General features: G+C 73.5%; 12 protein-coding genes and 1 pseudogene. 6 read left to right on the top strand and 7 right to left on the bottom strand.

From position 1 onward, the window contains the following. Positions 1-2 precede the first annotated feature (2 nt). Together ACSIH6_RS14150 and ACSIH6_RS14145 are read right to left on the bottom strand one after the other, a co-directional pair. The gene (locus ACSIH6_RS14150) at positions 3-2,468 is read right to left on the bottom strand and encodes a PEP/pyruvate-binding domain-containing protein (protein WP_435108737.1); all 2,466 of its coding nucleotides are present in this window, start codon (positions 2,466-2,468) and stop codon (positions 3-5) included. 203 nt (positions 2,469-2,671) lie between these two features. Then, complete coding sequence (locus tag ACSIH6_RS14145; protein ID WP_435108736.1) at positions 2,672-3,670, bottom strand: hypothetical protein; 999 nt, start codon at positions 3,668-3,670, stop codon at positions 2,672-2,674. Between the two features lie 344 nt (positions 3,671-4,014). On the opposite strand from ACSIH6_RS14145, the gene ACSIH6_RS14140 reads away from it, so the two are divergent. Beyond that, on the top strand, positions 4,015-4,410 hold the full coding sequence (locus ACSIH6_RS14140; protein WP_435108735.1) for a hypothetical protein: 396 nt from the start codon (positions 4,015-4,017) through the stop codon (positions 4,408-4,410). A 16-nt stretch (positions 4,411-4,426) separates the two neighbouring features. Next, positions 4,427-5,074 carry a hypothetical protein gene (locus ACSIH6_RS14135; RefSeq protein WP_435108734.1) on the top strand — a complete coding sequence of 216 codons (648 nt, stop codon included), beginning with the start codon at positions 4,427-4,429 and terminating at the stop codon, positions 5,072-5,074. An 82-nt stretch (positions 5,075-5,156) separates the two neighbouring features. Here the strand turns inward: ACSIH6_RS14135 and ACSIH6_RS14130 are convergent, their stop codons facing one another. The 5 genes from ACSIH6_RS14130 to ACSIH6_RS14110 all read right to left on the bottom strand — a co-directional run bounded on the left by ACSIH6_RS14130 (position 5,157) and on the right by ACSIH6_RS14110 (position 12,165). Then, complete coding sequence (locus ACSIH6_RS14130) at positions 5,157-5,792, bottom strand: class I SAM-dependent methyltransferase (RefSeq protein ID WP_435108834.1); 636 nt, start codon at positions 5,790-5,792, stop codon at positions 5,157-5,159. A 38-nt stretch (positions 5,793-5,830) separates the two neighbouring features. Continuing rightward, entirely contained in the window at positions 5,831-6,202 is a 372-nt protein-coding gene (locus ACSIH6_RS14125; protein WP_061079278.1) for an STAS domain-containing protein, read from the bottom strand. 463 nt (positions 6,203-6,665) lie between these two features. Then, positions 6,666-7,712: a methylmalonyl Co-A mutase-associated GTPase MeaB gene (meaB, locus tag ACSIH6_RS14120; RefSeq protein WP_435108733.1), complete on the bottom strand. Its 1,047-nt coding sequence runs from the start codon at positions 7,710-7,712 to the stop codon at positions 6,666-6,668. Positions 7,713-7,957: 245 nt separating this feature from the next. After that, the gene (gene scpA / locus ACSIH6_RS14115) at positions 7,958-10,234 is read right to left on the bottom strand and encodes a methylmalonyl-CoA mutase (protein WP_435108732.1); all 2,277 of its coding nucleotides are present in this window, start codon (positions 10,232-10,234) and stop codon (positions 7,958-7,960) included. Then, positions 10,231-12,165: a methylmalonyl-CoA mutase family protein gene (locus tag ACSIH6_RS14110; protein ID WP_435108731.1), complete on the bottom strand. Its 1,935-nt coding sequence runs from the start codon at positions 12,163-12,165 to the stop codon at positions 10,231-10,233. Before ACSIH6_RS14110 ends, scpA begins: the two co-directional genes overlap by 4 nt. A 280-nt stretch (positions 12,166-12,445) precedes the next feature. Here ACSIH6_RS14110 and ACSIH6_RS14105 point away from each other — a divergent pair, with 280 nt between their 5' ends. The 4 genes and pseudogenes from ACSIH6_RS14105 to ACSIH6_RS14090 form a co-directional block, all read left to right on the top strand. Further along, positions 12,446-13,099 (top strand): hypothetical protein, encoded by a 654-nt coding sequence (locus ACSIH6_RS14105; protein WP_435108730.1) that lies wholly within the window; start codon positions 12,446-12,448, stop codon positions 13,097-13,099. Between the two features lie 320 nt (positions 13,100-13,419). Beyond that, positions 13,420-14,151: a hypothetical protein gene (locus tag ACSIH6_RS14100; RefSeq protein WP_435108729.1), complete on the top strand. Its 732-nt coding sequence runs from the start codon at positions 13,420-13,422 to the stop codon at positions 14,149-14,151. Positions 14,152-14,196: 45 nt separating this feature from the next. Next, positions 14,197-14,259: pseudogene (locus tag ACSIH6_RS14095) on the top strand (hypothetical protein); the annotation flags it as partial. Positions 14,260-14,315: 56 nt separating this feature from the next. After that, positions 14,316-14,721 (top strand): DUF4184 family protein (locus ACSIH6_RS14090; protein WP_435108728.1); only part of this gene is annotated, 406 nt, incomplete at its 3' end.

Here is a 14,721-nt window from a genome sequence, read left to right as displayed (position 1 = left end):
GGTCACGGCTCCTCCGGTCTCTCCCCGTCCTCGACGCGGACCGTGCCCGTACCGCCGTCGACGGTGATCCGCTGCCCGTCCCGGATCACCTCCGTCGCCCCGGGGACGCAGATCACGGCGGGGATGCCGTACTCCCGGGCGACCGTCGGCCCGTGCGCGATGGTGGACCCCGTCTCCACCACCAGCCCTCCGGCGGTCATGAACAGGGGCGTCCATCCGGGGTCCGTGCTCTGGGCCACCAGGATCTCCCCCGGTTCGAGCGTGGCCCCCGCCGGGTCGTGGATCACCCTCGCCACCCCGGTCACGGTTCCTGAGGAGGCGGGCACGCCGAGGAACTCCCCGTCCCGCCCGGAGGGCAGGGCGGGCAGCGCGGCCTCCACGTCGGTGCCGTCGGACAGCAGGACCGGGGGCACCCGGCGGCGCCCGCGTTCACGCAGGTACTCGGCGCGGCGCTCGGCGACGAGCGCGCGCTGGTCCGCGCCCTCCACCAGGGCGCGCGCCTCCGGCATGTGGAGGAACATGATGTCGTCGGGCGCGTCCAGCCGTCCCGCCCCGACCATCTCGGCGCCGACGAGGAGGAGCTGCCGACGCGTCTCGGCGATGGCGAACAGCCAGGAGAACTTGGGGTACTCCCGCATCCCGGTCAGGGCGCGCGCACGGTCGAAGGAGAACGACGCCAGACGCGCGCGGACGGGCCGGGAGGCGAGCGCCCTGCGGACCAGCGCGTCCCGTGTGCGTTGGGCCTCGGCGGCGGCCCGGGCGAACCTCCGGTCGGGTTCCTGCTCCGGGTCGGTCACCCGCAGGTAGTTGGCGACCGCCGCGAACAGGGGTGCGGGGTCCTCCGACCACCGGGGCACGCCCGCGTCGACCTCGGCGGCGCCGCGGTGCCCGTACCTCTCCAGGAAACCGTTGAGGCCGATGTCGGGGAGCGTCCCCGCCCGGTACCTGGCCGCCAGTTCCTCGGGCGGGGTGCCCCGGAGCAGTTCGCCGTACCCGCGCGCCCCGTCCGCCAGCCGCCACAGCGCGAGGTCCATCTCCGTGGTGACGTTGTGCGGCATCCCGCCGAGGACGGCGGCCACATCGCCCGGTTCGGCGATCCCCCTGAGCAGCAGATCGGGCGCCCTGGCGGCGAGGATACCGACGCACAGGGGCCCGATCATCGGGACCATCCCCTCCGTCAGCGCCTCGTTCTGGAGCTGCGTCGCGTGCCGCAGCCGTTGCGCGGGAGTGAGCGCGTGCTCCGGGGCGCGGGTGGCCCGCGTCCGGAGCACCTCACCGGCCCGCAGGAAGCGCCGCCTGGCGTCGTCGGGATCGACGAGCGCGGCCACGGCGTCCCCGAGGATCCTGCCGGTGAGCGGCAGCGCCCGCGCGACGGCCCCGACCGCCCTGCCCAGGTTGATCCGTCCACCCGGGCGCGCGGCGAACCGCGGGTCGTCCAGGAGGGAGCGGACGGCTGCCGCGGCCCGGGGGCCGTAGACGACCATGCTGCCCGGCAGCGCGCCGCGGATCCAGCGGTTGCGCAGGTAGGGGGTGAGGTCGAGGTAGAACCTGCCCGCCACCGAGACCACCGTCCCGCTCCCGTCGTCGGGTCCGGTGCTCCAGGAGCCGAACCACGCGGAGGCGACGGCCCCCAGCACGGACAGGCCCATCGGGGTGAACGGGCGGAGCATGCCCTGCATGTTGCCGACCTCGAAGTAGGCGCGGGGCCCGTCGTCGTGGTGGTCGGGCAGCGGAAAGAGGGTGGTGACCGCGCGGGACTGGAGGATCCAGGGGGTTCCGTCGCTGTCCAGGGCCCATTCGACGTCCTGCGGTGAGCCGAAGTGACGCTGGAGCCGCTGCCCGGCGGCGTGCAGCTCCGCCACCTCCTCCGGTGACAGGCATCCGCCACCCGGCCCCTCGGTCCCGCCGTCCGCGGCCACGACGTAGTGGTCGGGCTGGACCGTGCCGTCGACCACCGCGCTCCCAAGGCCCGGAACGGCGTCCAGGACGGTCTCGTCCCGCGTGCCGGTGACCGGGTTGGCGGTGAACAGCACCCCCGCGGCCCGGGGTTGGACCATGCGCTGCACGACGACGGCCATGTGCACCCCGTCGTCGTCGATGCCCCGGTCACGCCGGTAGGCGACGGCGCGGTCGGTCCACAGGGAGTCCCAGCACCGGCGCACGGCCGTGAGGAGGTCGTCGGCGCCCTCGACGTCGAGGTAGGTGTCCTGCTGTCCCGCGAAGGAGGCGTCCGGCAGGTCCTCCGCGGTCGCGCTGGACCGCACCGCCACCCGGCCGCCGCCGAGGGCCTCGTAGGCGGCGGTCACCTCCTCCTCCGGCAGCCTCCCGGAGCGGTGGGCCTCGGTGGTGACGCAAAAACCCGGCGGCACGCGTTCTCCGGCCGCGATCGCCCCGGCCAGCCCGGCGGCCTTGCCGCCGACCAGGTCGGTCCCCACCCCGTCGATCCGATCCAGTTCCACCACGAGCACGACGTCACCTCCGGCTGTTCTGCCACCGCTTCCCATGTTCCTCGCCGGAGGCGGGGGCCGCCACAGCCGAAAAGGATCTGTGGAAAACTCCCGCGGCGGGTCCGCCCAACGCCACGGCCCGGACGCCCGTGTCCGGTCGGACAGCTCTTCGGGTACCGGTCGGCACCGGACGGCGCGTGTCCGCCCGGTGCCGGGTGGGTCCGTCAGACCGTCTCCGTGCCTCCGGCCCTGCCCCGGGCCGCCCACAGCGCGGCGAGACCGCCGGTGACGGCCACGACCGCCACCAGCACCAGGGCGGTGAGGGAGGCTCCGGTCACCGGGAGCCTCTTCGAGGGGTCCTCGGCGGGCGGTGCGGCCTGCGCGGGGGAGGGGTCGGGGGACCGTGTCGGCGAGGGCGAGTCGGTGGGGGTGGCCGTGGGGTCACCGGAGGGCGGGACGATGAGCTCCTCCGGAGAGTGCACCTCGACCCACCGCCAGCCGTTGTCGTCCTGGCACTGCAACGCCGAGGTGTCGGTGTAGGCGTACAAGGTGACCAGCCGGTCCTCGGTGTCGCACCACTGACCGGGCTTCATGCCCTCGGGGGCACTCGGAAGGTCGGAGAGCCAGCCGACCGGTTCTCCGGTCGGGTCCGGAGCCGGAGTGGGCTCCGGCTCCACGGAGGGGTCCGTGCCCGGGTAGGAGGGGGTCGGCTCAGGGGAGGGACCCCTGTCGGGGAGGGAGGGGCTCGGTTCCGGAGTGGGCGGGTCCTCGTACTCGGAACAGGGCCCGGCGGACGCCACGCTCCACGGCACCCCGGGGACGTCCGCGGCGAGCGGCGACCCTCCCTCGTCCAGGTAAACGAGGAGGGCCTCCTTGTCGTACGGCGCCGGATTGCCGTAGTAGTGCTCGTGCCCCACCCAGACGCGGTAGTAGACCTCACCGCTGCGCGTGCTCGTGGGGGGAACGGACATGTCCTCCGGCCCGACGTTCAGGCTCTCCCCCACCGGGGCGGTCTCGACACCGTCCTGGGTGAGGACGACCAGACGGGCCTCCTCCTCGTACGGGCTGTCCTCTCCCAACCACCTGGTCGCAATGGTCACGGGGGCGCAGGGGGAGCTCATCGCCTCGATGGAGACGCCGAAGTGGTCAGCGAGAGCGGTGGAGGGGAGCAGGGCCGCGGTGGACATGACCGTACCCGCGACGACGGTGCTCAGGAGGCGCATTGTTTTCCTTGGGGGATGGTGAACGGATGCTGGTGCGGTGTAGAGCAGCATGCCAGAAATCCGGAATTTCTTAGGCGGGAAGGCCGGATACGGACAATCCGTTACCCCTTCCGCCCGCGTTCGCGAGCACGACGCCGTCTCCGACCGTTCCGCCCCCGCTCCGCCGTACCTGTCAACGGTAGAAGGGTTCGCCACGGACGGAGACCGTCTGTGGAGGACCCCCGGGGCGGATCAGCCGTCCCACGGCGCACGGGCAGGCGGTGGACGGTCGGTACACGCCTCGACGCGGAGAGAGACCCGGCGCTAGAGTCTGGCCCTGCGCGCCATCCCAGGAAAGGCTCCGGATGTCCGATATCTCTCCCATGTACACCGTCTTCTCCTTCTCCTCCTTCGTCTCCCTGTTCTTCGAGGGCCTCTACCTGCTCTTCGGCATCATCGTGCTGGCCCTCACCGGCGTGGTGGCCGCCGACCGCAAGAAGCTCGTGGCGACGGGCGGCGCCCTGCTCGTCATCGGCGCCCTCGGCGACCTGGCGGTCCAGATCTGGAGCTTCTACGCCTTGTACATGGGCACGCTCTCCCCGACGTCCCCCGTGACCAACCTGCTGCACCTGGTGTTCACGCTGGTCTTCCTCGGAGGCCTGCTCACCCTGGTGCTGGCCGCGGCCAGGCGCGTCCCGAATCCGGCCGCCCCTCCGCCGCCGGGACCCCGGTCCGGCCCGCACCCCTCCCCGACCCGCTGACGCGAGGAGTTCTCCGATGTCCTTCCTCTACCTCCTCGGCACGGTCGTCCTGCTCGCGGTGGCGGTGCTCGCCCTCGTCCGGGCGAAGGGCTCACCCTCCCCGGGTGCCGTCCGGACCGCCGGTGCCCTCATGGTCATCGCCGCGCTCGCCCAGGTGGCCAACGTCGTGGTCGTCACCGCCATCGGGGCCATGGGTCTGGAGACCAACGCGTTCCTGCTGGCCAACTCGGTGACGGGCCTCCTCGTGGAGATCGTGTACGGGCTCATGGTCACCGGCGCGCTGATCGCGCTCGCCGTCGCGCTGGTGCGGTCGAAGTCCGCTGCCGCACGCGCCGCGGGTCCGGCCGCCGCGAGCCCTCCGGCCGGTCACGCGTTCGCACCGCCCGCGCCCGGCCAGCCGTACGGGTTCGGGCAGACCCACCCGGCACCGCCCGGGCACGGCCGCTCCGGGTACGGGCACGGCCACCCCGGTACGCCCGTCGGGCCCGCCGAGAACCCGGGGCACCCGGGACCGGAGGGCCACGCGCCTCCGTTCGGTGGACCCGGTGGCGGCACCGGCTGGAGCCCGGGCAACAGCGGAGGTTTCGGAGGTGGCGGAAGCTCATCCGCCGACGGGGGAGGCTCCTCCTCCGGTGACGGCGGTGGCGGTGGCAGTGGCGACTGATCCCCGCGCACATTGATCCCCAACGGACCAGCCCCCAGCGGGAACCGACCGACACGAAACGACGGCCTGACCTCGAACGGGGTCAGGCCGGTCGCGTGTAGAACAACGAGTAGCGCCAGAACAGCAGCCGCCGCAGGCGTGCGCCGGGCAGCACCTCCCCGGCCTCCTCCGCGATCTCGCGCAGGCCCATCCGCGGATCGCGCATCGGCATCTCGGCGGTGGGTCCCACGCTGTGCAGGTTCGGTGTGCCGGTGAGCGCTCGTCCCAGCCGCAGGCCGGCCCCGACCACCCACTGCGGGCCCAGGGCGGCCAGGCTGGTCGCGACGTCGGCGGCGTCCTTCTCGGCGTACAGACCGAGGACGGCCAGCGTGCCGCCGGGGGCGAGGGCGGCGGCCATCCGTTCGAGCGAGGGACCGAACGGCATGTGGTGGATGCTGGCGATCGAGCTGACGAACCCGTACCCCCCGGGGCGCGGATCCGCCTCCTCCAGCGCGGCCACACGGTAGTCGACCGGCAGCCGCGCGGGTGTGAGCTCCCGTGCCATGGAGATCATCCGCGGTGCCGGGTCGATCGCGTCGACGGCGATCCCGCGGGAGGCCAGGGCCCTCGCGAACCTGCCGCCGCCGCACCCGACGTCGAGCGCTCGGGCGCAGTGCGGGGGCACGTGGCGGAGGAGGTGTTCGTGGTAGTGGCTGTTGTGGTCCCAGGAGATGTCCACGGGACTCGGGGGGAGGATGGGGCTCATGCTCCCGGAAGCTATCCGGCCTGGCGCTTGGCCTCCAGGGCCTCCATGGCGGCGACGGCGGTGGCCACGGTCTGGTGGACCGGAACCTGACGGTGCAGGCCGACCAGGCGGACGACCTTGGTGACGCGTTCGTTCAGAGCGGCCAGCGCCAGCGATCCGCCCAGCTCACGGACGGTTCTGTAGGCGTTGATGATGACGTTCAGACCGCTGGAGTCCATGAAGTCCAGACCTGACAGGTCCAGGATCAGCCAAGGACCGTGGTCCTCGACAGCGGACTGGATGTGTTCCTGGAGGTCGGCGGCGGTCGCGATGTCGAGTTCTCCCTCGATCGCGACGATGACGCTGCGGCTCTCCACCCGCGTGCTCAGCCCAAGCCTGTGCACGTTCACTCCTCCCGGCCCCACGTTGAGATGGTGAGGGGTCCCTTCGCTTAACCATACGCAGACCGGCGGACCACGCCCACCCGGACCGGCGCCACTCCCACAGAGCCGGTCCGACGTCAGGGGGGAGCGTCTGGTACGCCCGCGAGCCTGGTAAGTCGTTGGACACACACGGTATAAGCGAACCGCCCGTTCGGGAATGGCATACCGGAAGAAATTTTCGCCTCCTGGGCACGAACCTGGCGGTGAGCACCCGTTATCCACCGTTGCCACCGGGACATTTCATGACATGGGATGCGCCGGGGACACCCGGACACCGCTGGACGGCGGCGTCACCGTCACCGTGTGTTCACCTGGCGGACAAAACCCGCGGTCCCGGGTGAGTGCTCCGATCCACGCCCCGGCACCGCGCCGCCTCCGGGTTCACCCCTCCGGTCCGCGCCCCGGCACCGCGCCGCCTCCGGGTTCACCCGGCGGAGGGGCCCCGGTCCCGGGTGAAGGAGTCCAGCAGCGTGCGCGCGGCGAGGGTCGCCGTGGTCTCCCCCGACCGCACCTCCTCCTCCGTCCGCGGCAGGAGCGAGGCCACCCGGGGGTCGCGCAGGAACGCGTCCATGAGCTGGTCGCGGACCTGATCCCACATCCAGCTGACCCCCTGGCGGCTGCGGCGCTCAGCCAGCGCCCCGTCGCGCTCCAGCACCGCGCGGTGCCGGGTCACGGCGTCCCACACCTCGTCGAGCCCGTCGCCGGTCAGGCCGCTGCACGTGAGCACCGGCGGACGCCAGTCCGGGTGTACCGGCTGGAGCAGCCGCAGCGCCCGCGACAGCTCGCGGGCCGCCTTGCGCGCGTCCTCGGCGTGCGGCCCGTCGGCCTTGTTGACCGCGACCACGTCCACCAGCTCCAGCACGCCCTTCTTGATGCCCTGGAGCTGGTCCCCCGTGCGGGCCAGCGTGAGGAAGCAGAAGCAGTCCACCATGGCGGCGACCGCGACCTCGGACTGTCCGACGCCCACCGTCTCCACCAGGACCACGTCGAACCCCGCCGCCTCCATGAGCAGCATGGTCTCCCGCGTGGCCCGGGCGACACCGCCCAGGGTCCCCGCCGTGGGCGAGGGCCGGATGAAGGCGTTGGGGTCCACCGCCAGGTGCTCCATCCGGGTCTTGTCGCCCAGGATGCTGCCGCCGGTGCGCGTGGAGGAGGGGTCCACGGCCAGCACCGCCACCCGGTGCCCGGCCTTGGTCAGCCGGGTGCCCAGCGCGTCGACGAACGTGGACTTGCCGACGCCGGGAACCCCGGTGACCCCCACCCTGCGGGCCCCGCCGGTGTGCGGCAGCAGCCGCACGAGCAGCTCCTGCGCGGCGCGCGCGTGGTCCGGGCGGCGGGACTCCACGAGCGTGATCGCCCGCGCGAGGGTGGGTCGGTGCCCGGCCAGGACCCCCTCGGCGAGGGCGTCCACGTCCACCGGACGGCGCCGCGCCGAACGCCGCGCGCCCGGCACGGGACCCTGCTCCGCCACGCCTGCCTCCCTCTCCCCAGCCCCGGGCCGCGCCCCGGCTCGACACGTCTTCCCTCTGCCCTCTGCCGCGTCCCCGCCTGCCGCGTCGCTCACCGACGTGTCTGCCCTCCGCCGCGTACTCCTCCGCCGCGTCCCCGTTCGCCGAGTACTCATCCGCCGCGTTCCTCCGCCGACGCGCCCTCGTCCGCCGCGTGCCCGTGCCGCCCGGACGGCCGGCCCGGCGGTCGGCGCCCCCGCGCTCCCCCCTACCCCAGCCGTTCCTCCAGCTGGTCGAGCAGGTCGACGGCGGCCTCGGCGATGACCGTCCCCGGCGGGAAGATCGCCGACGCGCCCGCCTCCCGCAGCGGCGCGAAGTCCGCCGGGGGGATGACCCCGCCCACCACGATCATGATGTCCCCGCGGTCCAGCCGGGTCAGCTCCTCGCGCAGCGCGGGCACCAGGGTCAGATGCCCCGCGGCCAGGGAGGACACCCCGACCACGTGCACGTCGGCCTCCACCGCCTGCGCGGCGACCTCGGCCGGGGTCTGGAACAGCGGGCCGACGTCCACGTCGAAGCCCAGGTCGGCGAAGGCGGTCGCGATCACCTTCTGACCGCGGTCGTGGCCGTCCTGGCCCATCTTGGCGACCAGGATGCGCGGACGGCGGCCCTCCTCCTCGGTGAATTCCTCCACCCGGCGGGCCACGCGCTCCATGAGGTCGGCCGCGTCGGCGCTGCCCGCCGCCTCGTCCCTGTACACACCCTGAATCGTACGGATCTGCCCGGAGTGGCGGCCGAAGACCCTCTCCATCGCGTCGGAGATCTCGCCCACGGTGGCCTTGGCGCGGGCCGCGTCGACCGCTGCCGCCAGGAGGTTGCCGGTCAGGGCCTCGTCCGCCCGGGACTCGCCCCCGGCGGCCGCGGTGAGCGCGTCGAGCGCGGCGCGCACCCGGTCCTCGTCGCGCTCCTCGCGCAGGCGGCGCAGCTTCTCCAGCTGCTGGGCGCGCACCCGGGAGTTGTCGACCTTGAGGACCTCGATCTCGTCCGCGGTGTCGGGGCGGTACTTGTTGACACCGATCACCGGCTGGCGGCCCGAGTCGATGCGCGCCTGGGTGCGGGCGGCGGCCTCCTCGATGCGCATCTTGGGCAGCCCGGCGTCGATCGCGGCGGCCATGCCGCCCGCCTTCTCGACCTCCCGGATGTGCTCCCAGGCCTTGGCCGCCAGCTCCTGGGTGAGGCGCTCCACGTAGTAGCTGCCGCCCCAGGGGTCCACGACGCGGGTGGTGCCCGACTCCTGCTGGAGCAGCAGCTGGGTGTTGCGGGCGATGCGCGCGGAGAAGTCGGTGGGCAGGGCCAGCGCCTCGTCCAGGGCGTTGGTGTGCAGCGACTGGGTGTGGCCCTGGGTGGCGGCCATCGCCTCCACGCAGGTGCGGGCCACGTTGTTGAACACGTCCTGGGCGGTGAGCGACCACCCCGAGGTCTGGGAGTGGGTGCGCAGGCTCAGCGACTTGTCCCTGGCCGCGCCCAGATCCCTGACCAGGCGGGCCCAGAGCAGGCGGGCGGCGCGGAGCTTGGCGACCTCCATGAAGAAGTTCATGCCGATCGCCCAGAAGAACGACAGCCGGGGCGCGAACACGTCCACGTCCAGTCCAGAGCGCTGACCTGCACGGATGTACTCCACGCCGTCGGCCAGGGTGTAGGCCAGCTCCAGGTCGGCCGTGGCCCCGGCCTCCTGCATGTGGTAGCCGGAGATGGAGATGGAGTTGAAGCGCGGCATCCGCTGCGAGGTGTAGGCGAAGATGTCGGAGATGATCCGCATCGACGGCTTCGGCGGGTAGATGTAGGTGTTGCGGACCATGAACTCCTTGAGGATGTCGTTCTGGATGGTCCCCGACAGCTTCTCCGGCGGTACTCCCTGTTCCTCGGCGGCCACGATGTAGAGCGCCAGGACCGGCAGCACTGCGCCGTTCATGGTCATGGACACGCTCATCCGGTCCAGCGGGATCCCGTCGAACAGCTGGCGCATGTCGTAGATGGAGTCGATGGCCACGCCCGCCATGCCGACGTCGCCCGCCACCCGGGGGTGGTCGGAGTCGTAGCCGCGGTGGGTGGCCAGGTCGAAGGCGACCGACAGGCCCTTCTGCCCGGCGGCCAGGTTGCGCCGGTAGAAGGCGTTGGACTCCTCGGCGGTGGAGAACCCGGCGTACTGGCGGATGGTCCACGGCTGGTTGACGTACATGGTCGGGTAGGGCCCGCGCAGGTAGGGCGGGATGCCGGGCAGCCCGTCCACGAAGTCCAGGCCCGCGCGGTCGGCGGGGGTGTACAGCGGCTTGACGCCGATGCCCTCGGGTGTCTCCCACTCCAGGGCGTCGGCGGCCTTGCCGGTACCCGCCTCCAGCGCCTTCTGCCAGGCGGCGTAGCCGGAGGCAGTGCCACCAGAGACGGTGCCGCCGGAGGCGGTGCCACCGGAGGCAGCGTCGCCGGAGGCAGTGTCACCGGAGAAGGCGGGGAGCCGCGGCGGGACGTCGGAGAAGTCGGGGATCATGCGTGCGCCCCCTCGGCAGTGGCGGACGGTGCCGGCGGATCGGTGAGCAGGACGTCGACCAGGTCGGTGAGGAGGGCGACGGCGTCGCACCCCCGGTGGGCGAAGGCGTCGACCCCGGCCTCGCGGTAGACGTCGCGGGGCGCGCCCGCGAGCAGGACCATGCGGGCCCCCGCCCGCCTGAGCGCCCGCGCGGCGTCCTCGGCCTGCTCGGCGTAGACCGCGTCGGAGGAGCAGAGCACGGCGACGCGGCTGCCCGAGGCGGCGAACGCCTCCGCGACGGCGGCGGCGCCGTCGAGCGGGCCGGGGTCGTGGGACGCGACGCCTCCCGCGGCGAGCAGGTTGGCCGCGAAGGACGCGCGGGCCGTGTGCGCGGCGACCGGGCCCAGCGTGGCCAGGAAGGCGGTGGGCCGTCGGCCGGTGTCGCCCGCGCGTGCGTCGCTGCGGTCGCGCAGCGCCTCGTAGTCGTCGGCGTAGCGGCGCACCGGGAAGCCCCCGGGGACCGGTGCTGGGGGCCGGGCGGGGTCGGCGGACCGGACCAGCGGGGTCTCGTCCGCGTTGGGGAACTCGCTGACGCCGGTGAGCGGGGAGCGCCGGTGGGCGAGGTCGAGACGGCGGCGCGTCCACACCGCGTCCACGCGCTCGCGCAGCAGGCCGTGCGCGACGGCCTCGGCGGCCCCGCCCGCGGCCTCCAGTTCCCGGAAGAACGCCCAGCCCGCCCGGTACAGGTCGCGGGTGAGCGCCTCGACGTAGAAGGAGCCCCCGGCGGGGTCGATGACCCGCGCCAGGTGGGACTCCTCGATGAGCAGGGACTGGGTGTTGCGGGCGATGCGGCGGGCGAAGTCGTCGGGCAGGCCCACGGCCGAGTCGAAGGGGGCGACGGTGACCGCGTCGGCCCCCCCGACCCCGGCGGCGAAGCAGGCCACGGTCGTGCGCAGCATGTTCACATGGGGGTCGCGCCGGGTCATCATCGCCTCGGAGGTGGCGGCGTGCAGGCGCATGGCGCGCTGGTCGGCTGGCACCCCGCTGGCGTCGAGGACCTGGTCCCACATGGCGCGGACGGCGCGCAGTTTGGCGATGACGCCGAACTGGTCGGCGTTCGCGGCCAGACGGAACTCGATGCGCCGCGCGGCGTCGGGCAGGTCCATCCCGGCGGCGTGCAGGGCGCGCAGGTAGGCGGTCCCGGCGGCGACGGCGAAGCCGAGTTCCTGGGCGTCGGAGCCGCCCGCGTTGTGCACGAGGCGGCCGTCGGCCACGAGCAGCCCCAGCCCGGGGCGCCCCCGGGCCAGCTCCGCGGCCAGACGCGCGGGGTCGATGACGTCGGGGCGCTCGCCAGCCAGGGCCGCGGTGCCGAGGGGGTCGATGCCCAGGTGGGAGATGATCCGGCCGTCGGGGACGCCCGCGTCGGCGTGGGCGTCGAGCAGCGCGGTGGCGGCGTCGGCGTGGTCGGCCCCGGCGTCCAGGACCACGGGCGCGAGGTCGAGGTGGACGTCGCTGAGGGCCTGGCCGAGCGCGGAGACGGGCAGTCCGGTGCCGCCGACCGCGATCCACAGCGAGCTGACGCCGTTCATGAGGTCGGCGTGCAGGCGTCGCCGCAGGACGGCCGGGTCGGCGTCGGTGTGGCGCGCGCGGATGTCCCAGCCCTCGGGAACCGCCCCGCCGGGCCGGTGGCCCCGGACGAAGGGGGCTAGTCCCGGAAAGCCGGGGTCCGCGGCCGGGGGGTCGGATGTGTAGAGGGGCTCGATGTCGAACCCGTCGTAGGTGTGCGTGGCCAGTGCCGACTCGGGTGTGTCGGCGAGCCGGTCCTCGGGGACACCGCTCTTGCGCAGCACCCCCGCCACGAGTTCGCGCCACCGCTCGCGTGTGGCGGCGGGGAACCCGTCGGCCGGGTTGGGGGCGCCGGATCCGGCGGCCCCGCTCTCAGGGACGTCCATATAGTGGATGGTAGAGAATCGCGTCCGGTCGCGCCGCCCCGGGGTGTGGGGCACGGCACACCGGGGTGTCGGGCCGGGCCCGCCGGAGGACACGTCGGTCCCTCCTTCCGCGCCACCGGTCCCCCGACCCGGCGACGTGCGGCGCACCGTCCCTCCGACAGTGTGCGGCGTGCCCTCCCGGGGGCGGACCGGACGCGCGTGGCCGCGCCTTCGCCCCAAGGGTGACGGTGCGCGCACGAACCGCTCCCCCACGTCGTTCGACGACCCCAGGAGGTCCCCCATGCAGATCCCCGTCCGCGAGCGCCCCACGGCGCTCGGCCTCGTCCTCGCCGGATCCGTTCTGGCCCTGACCGCGTGCGGCGGAGGCGCCGACCCCGGGGCGGAGGCCGCGCCGGAGGTCGACACAACGGGGTTCACCTACGGCGAGGTCCCCACGGAGAACGAGAAGGGCCCGAGCATCGACGAGTCGCTGATGCCGCCCGAGCCCGTCCCGGGCACGCCCCGGCACGAGCTGCTCGCCCACCGGGCCCTGGTGGAGGTCACCGAGAGGACGTGGACGGCGGACCCCGACGCCACCTCCGAGTGCCCGGACGTCGACCTGCACGAGGTGGAGAGCTACGTCTGCACCGTGACCTACATGGGCGAGGAGTTCGAGTACCAGGTCTCGCTCGACGCGGAGAGGAGCACGGAGGACTACGCCGCCGAGTCCACCGAACTGCTCACCGGACCGGTGATCCTCGAAAACCTGGAGCACGACATCCGCGTGTGGAGCCTCTTCCCCTACGTCGACTGCGGTCTCGACGGCGAGGTGGTGGTCGCCGACGTCGGCGAGGAGCTCACCACGTGCGTGGCCCTGGACGACACGACCGGGGAGACGGCGGAGTTCACCGTCGACTACGGCGAGCACAGCGGGTACGCGATCGAAAGGGTGTAGGCGGTCCGCCGGCCCGGGTGGCCGGAACCGACCGCCCGGGGACGGGGACGCGGCGCACGCGCACGGCCGGAACCGGGTGTGCGCGCTCCCGTGCCTGCTCACTGTGGAGGCGGACACCTCAGGGGGTCTTCCGCGCCCCATGGGCCCCGCATTTCACCGAAGTGTCACGGCACGCGTTCTTTCAGTGAAGTGGGACACACCCCTGGTGTTCGGTGAACCGACGGAGGGTGACGGGAGTCGGATTGGCGGGCCTCCCCACGTGTTTCACGGTCCACGGCATCCCCCTCCCCCCACCCCCACCAAGGACGAAAAGGACAGAGATGCCCTTCTTCCCCCCTCACGGCCGTTTCGCCCTCACCCCGGCGGTCTCCCTCGCGCTCGTGTTCGCCCTGTCCGCCTGTGGCGGCGGGGAGGACCCCGCGGAGGCCTCGGCGCCCTCGGAAGAGGCCGCCGAGGAGACCGCCGCTGAGGGCACTCCGCCGGAGGAGCTGTCCCAGGAGGAGCTCGCCGGGCTCCTCGTCGAAGCTCCAGTACCGGGCTCCAGACCCCAGGTGGACGAGTCCGCCCTGCCTCCCGAGCCCGAAGCCTCCGCGTCCGTGTCCGAGCGGGCGGCCTGGGCCCTGCTGACGGAGGTGTCCCGCAAGGCCTCCCTCGTCGATCCGAGCGCCGCCGCCGCGTGCCCCGAACAGATGACGGAGCCCGTCGAACCGGGCCTGAACTGCACCCTCACCTACGGCGGCCTGGACATGCAGTTCCCGGTCCTGGCTGGGGACGGCGGCGCCGCCTTCCGGTTCGAGTACCCGGAACTGCCCACCGTGCGCGAGGTGGTCGAGGACACCATCCGCTTCGACCACGGAGTCGAGGCGGTGTACTGCGACATGGACGACGTCGTGGCCGTCGAGCCGGGCGCGGAGCGGGCACCCTACCTCTGCTACGCCCGCGACGGCGGGCTCGCGGGGTCGGACTCCCCGGAGGACGCGGTCTCCCCCTACGAGGTCTACGTGCTCATCGGGGGGACCCTGGCCACCTACCAGTACCTGGACGCGGAGTAGCGGGACCCACCGGGGCCGGGTCGGCCCCTGCCGAGGAAGGACGACGTGCCCTTCACCCCCAGCCATGTCGCGGCGGTCCTGCCACTGGCGCGTACCGGGCTGCCTCCGGCGGCCCTGGTCGTGGGGTCGGTGGCGCCGGACCTGCCGTACTACCGCCGCTGCCCGTGGCCGCGGCGACCACGCACGGCCCCGCCGGGCTGTGGCTGGACGTGCTGCTCGGCGGCGCCGTGCTGGCGGTGTACGCGTACGCGCTCCGGCCCCCGCTGCACGCGCTGGCCGGACGGTCCCCGGCCCCACGCGTCCGGGCTCCCCGGTCGGCGCGGGAGTCGGCGCGGGCCGCCGTGCTGATCGTCGCGGCCCTGGCGTTGGGGTCGGCCACGCACATGGCCTGGGACTCCTTCACCCAGACGGGCGGGGCCCTGGTGCGGTCCTGGCCGCTGCTGAGCACTCCGGTGGCGGGCCCGCACCTGCTCCACAACGTGCTGATGTACGCGAGTTCGGCGGGCGGTCTGGTCGCCCTGGCCTGGTGGGTCCACCGCGAGCGGGGGGGGGGGGGGGGGGGGGGGGGGG

The sequence above is a fragment of the Nocardiopsis synnemataformans genome, from assembly GCF_965343085.1.
GTDB classification, from domain to species: Bacteria; Actinomycetota; Actinomycetes; order Streptosporangiales; family Streptosporangiaceae; genus Nocardiopsis; species Nocardiopsis alborubida.
Note: the sequence above shows the minus strand (reverse complement) of the source record. Positions and strands in the feature narration are given on the sequence as shown.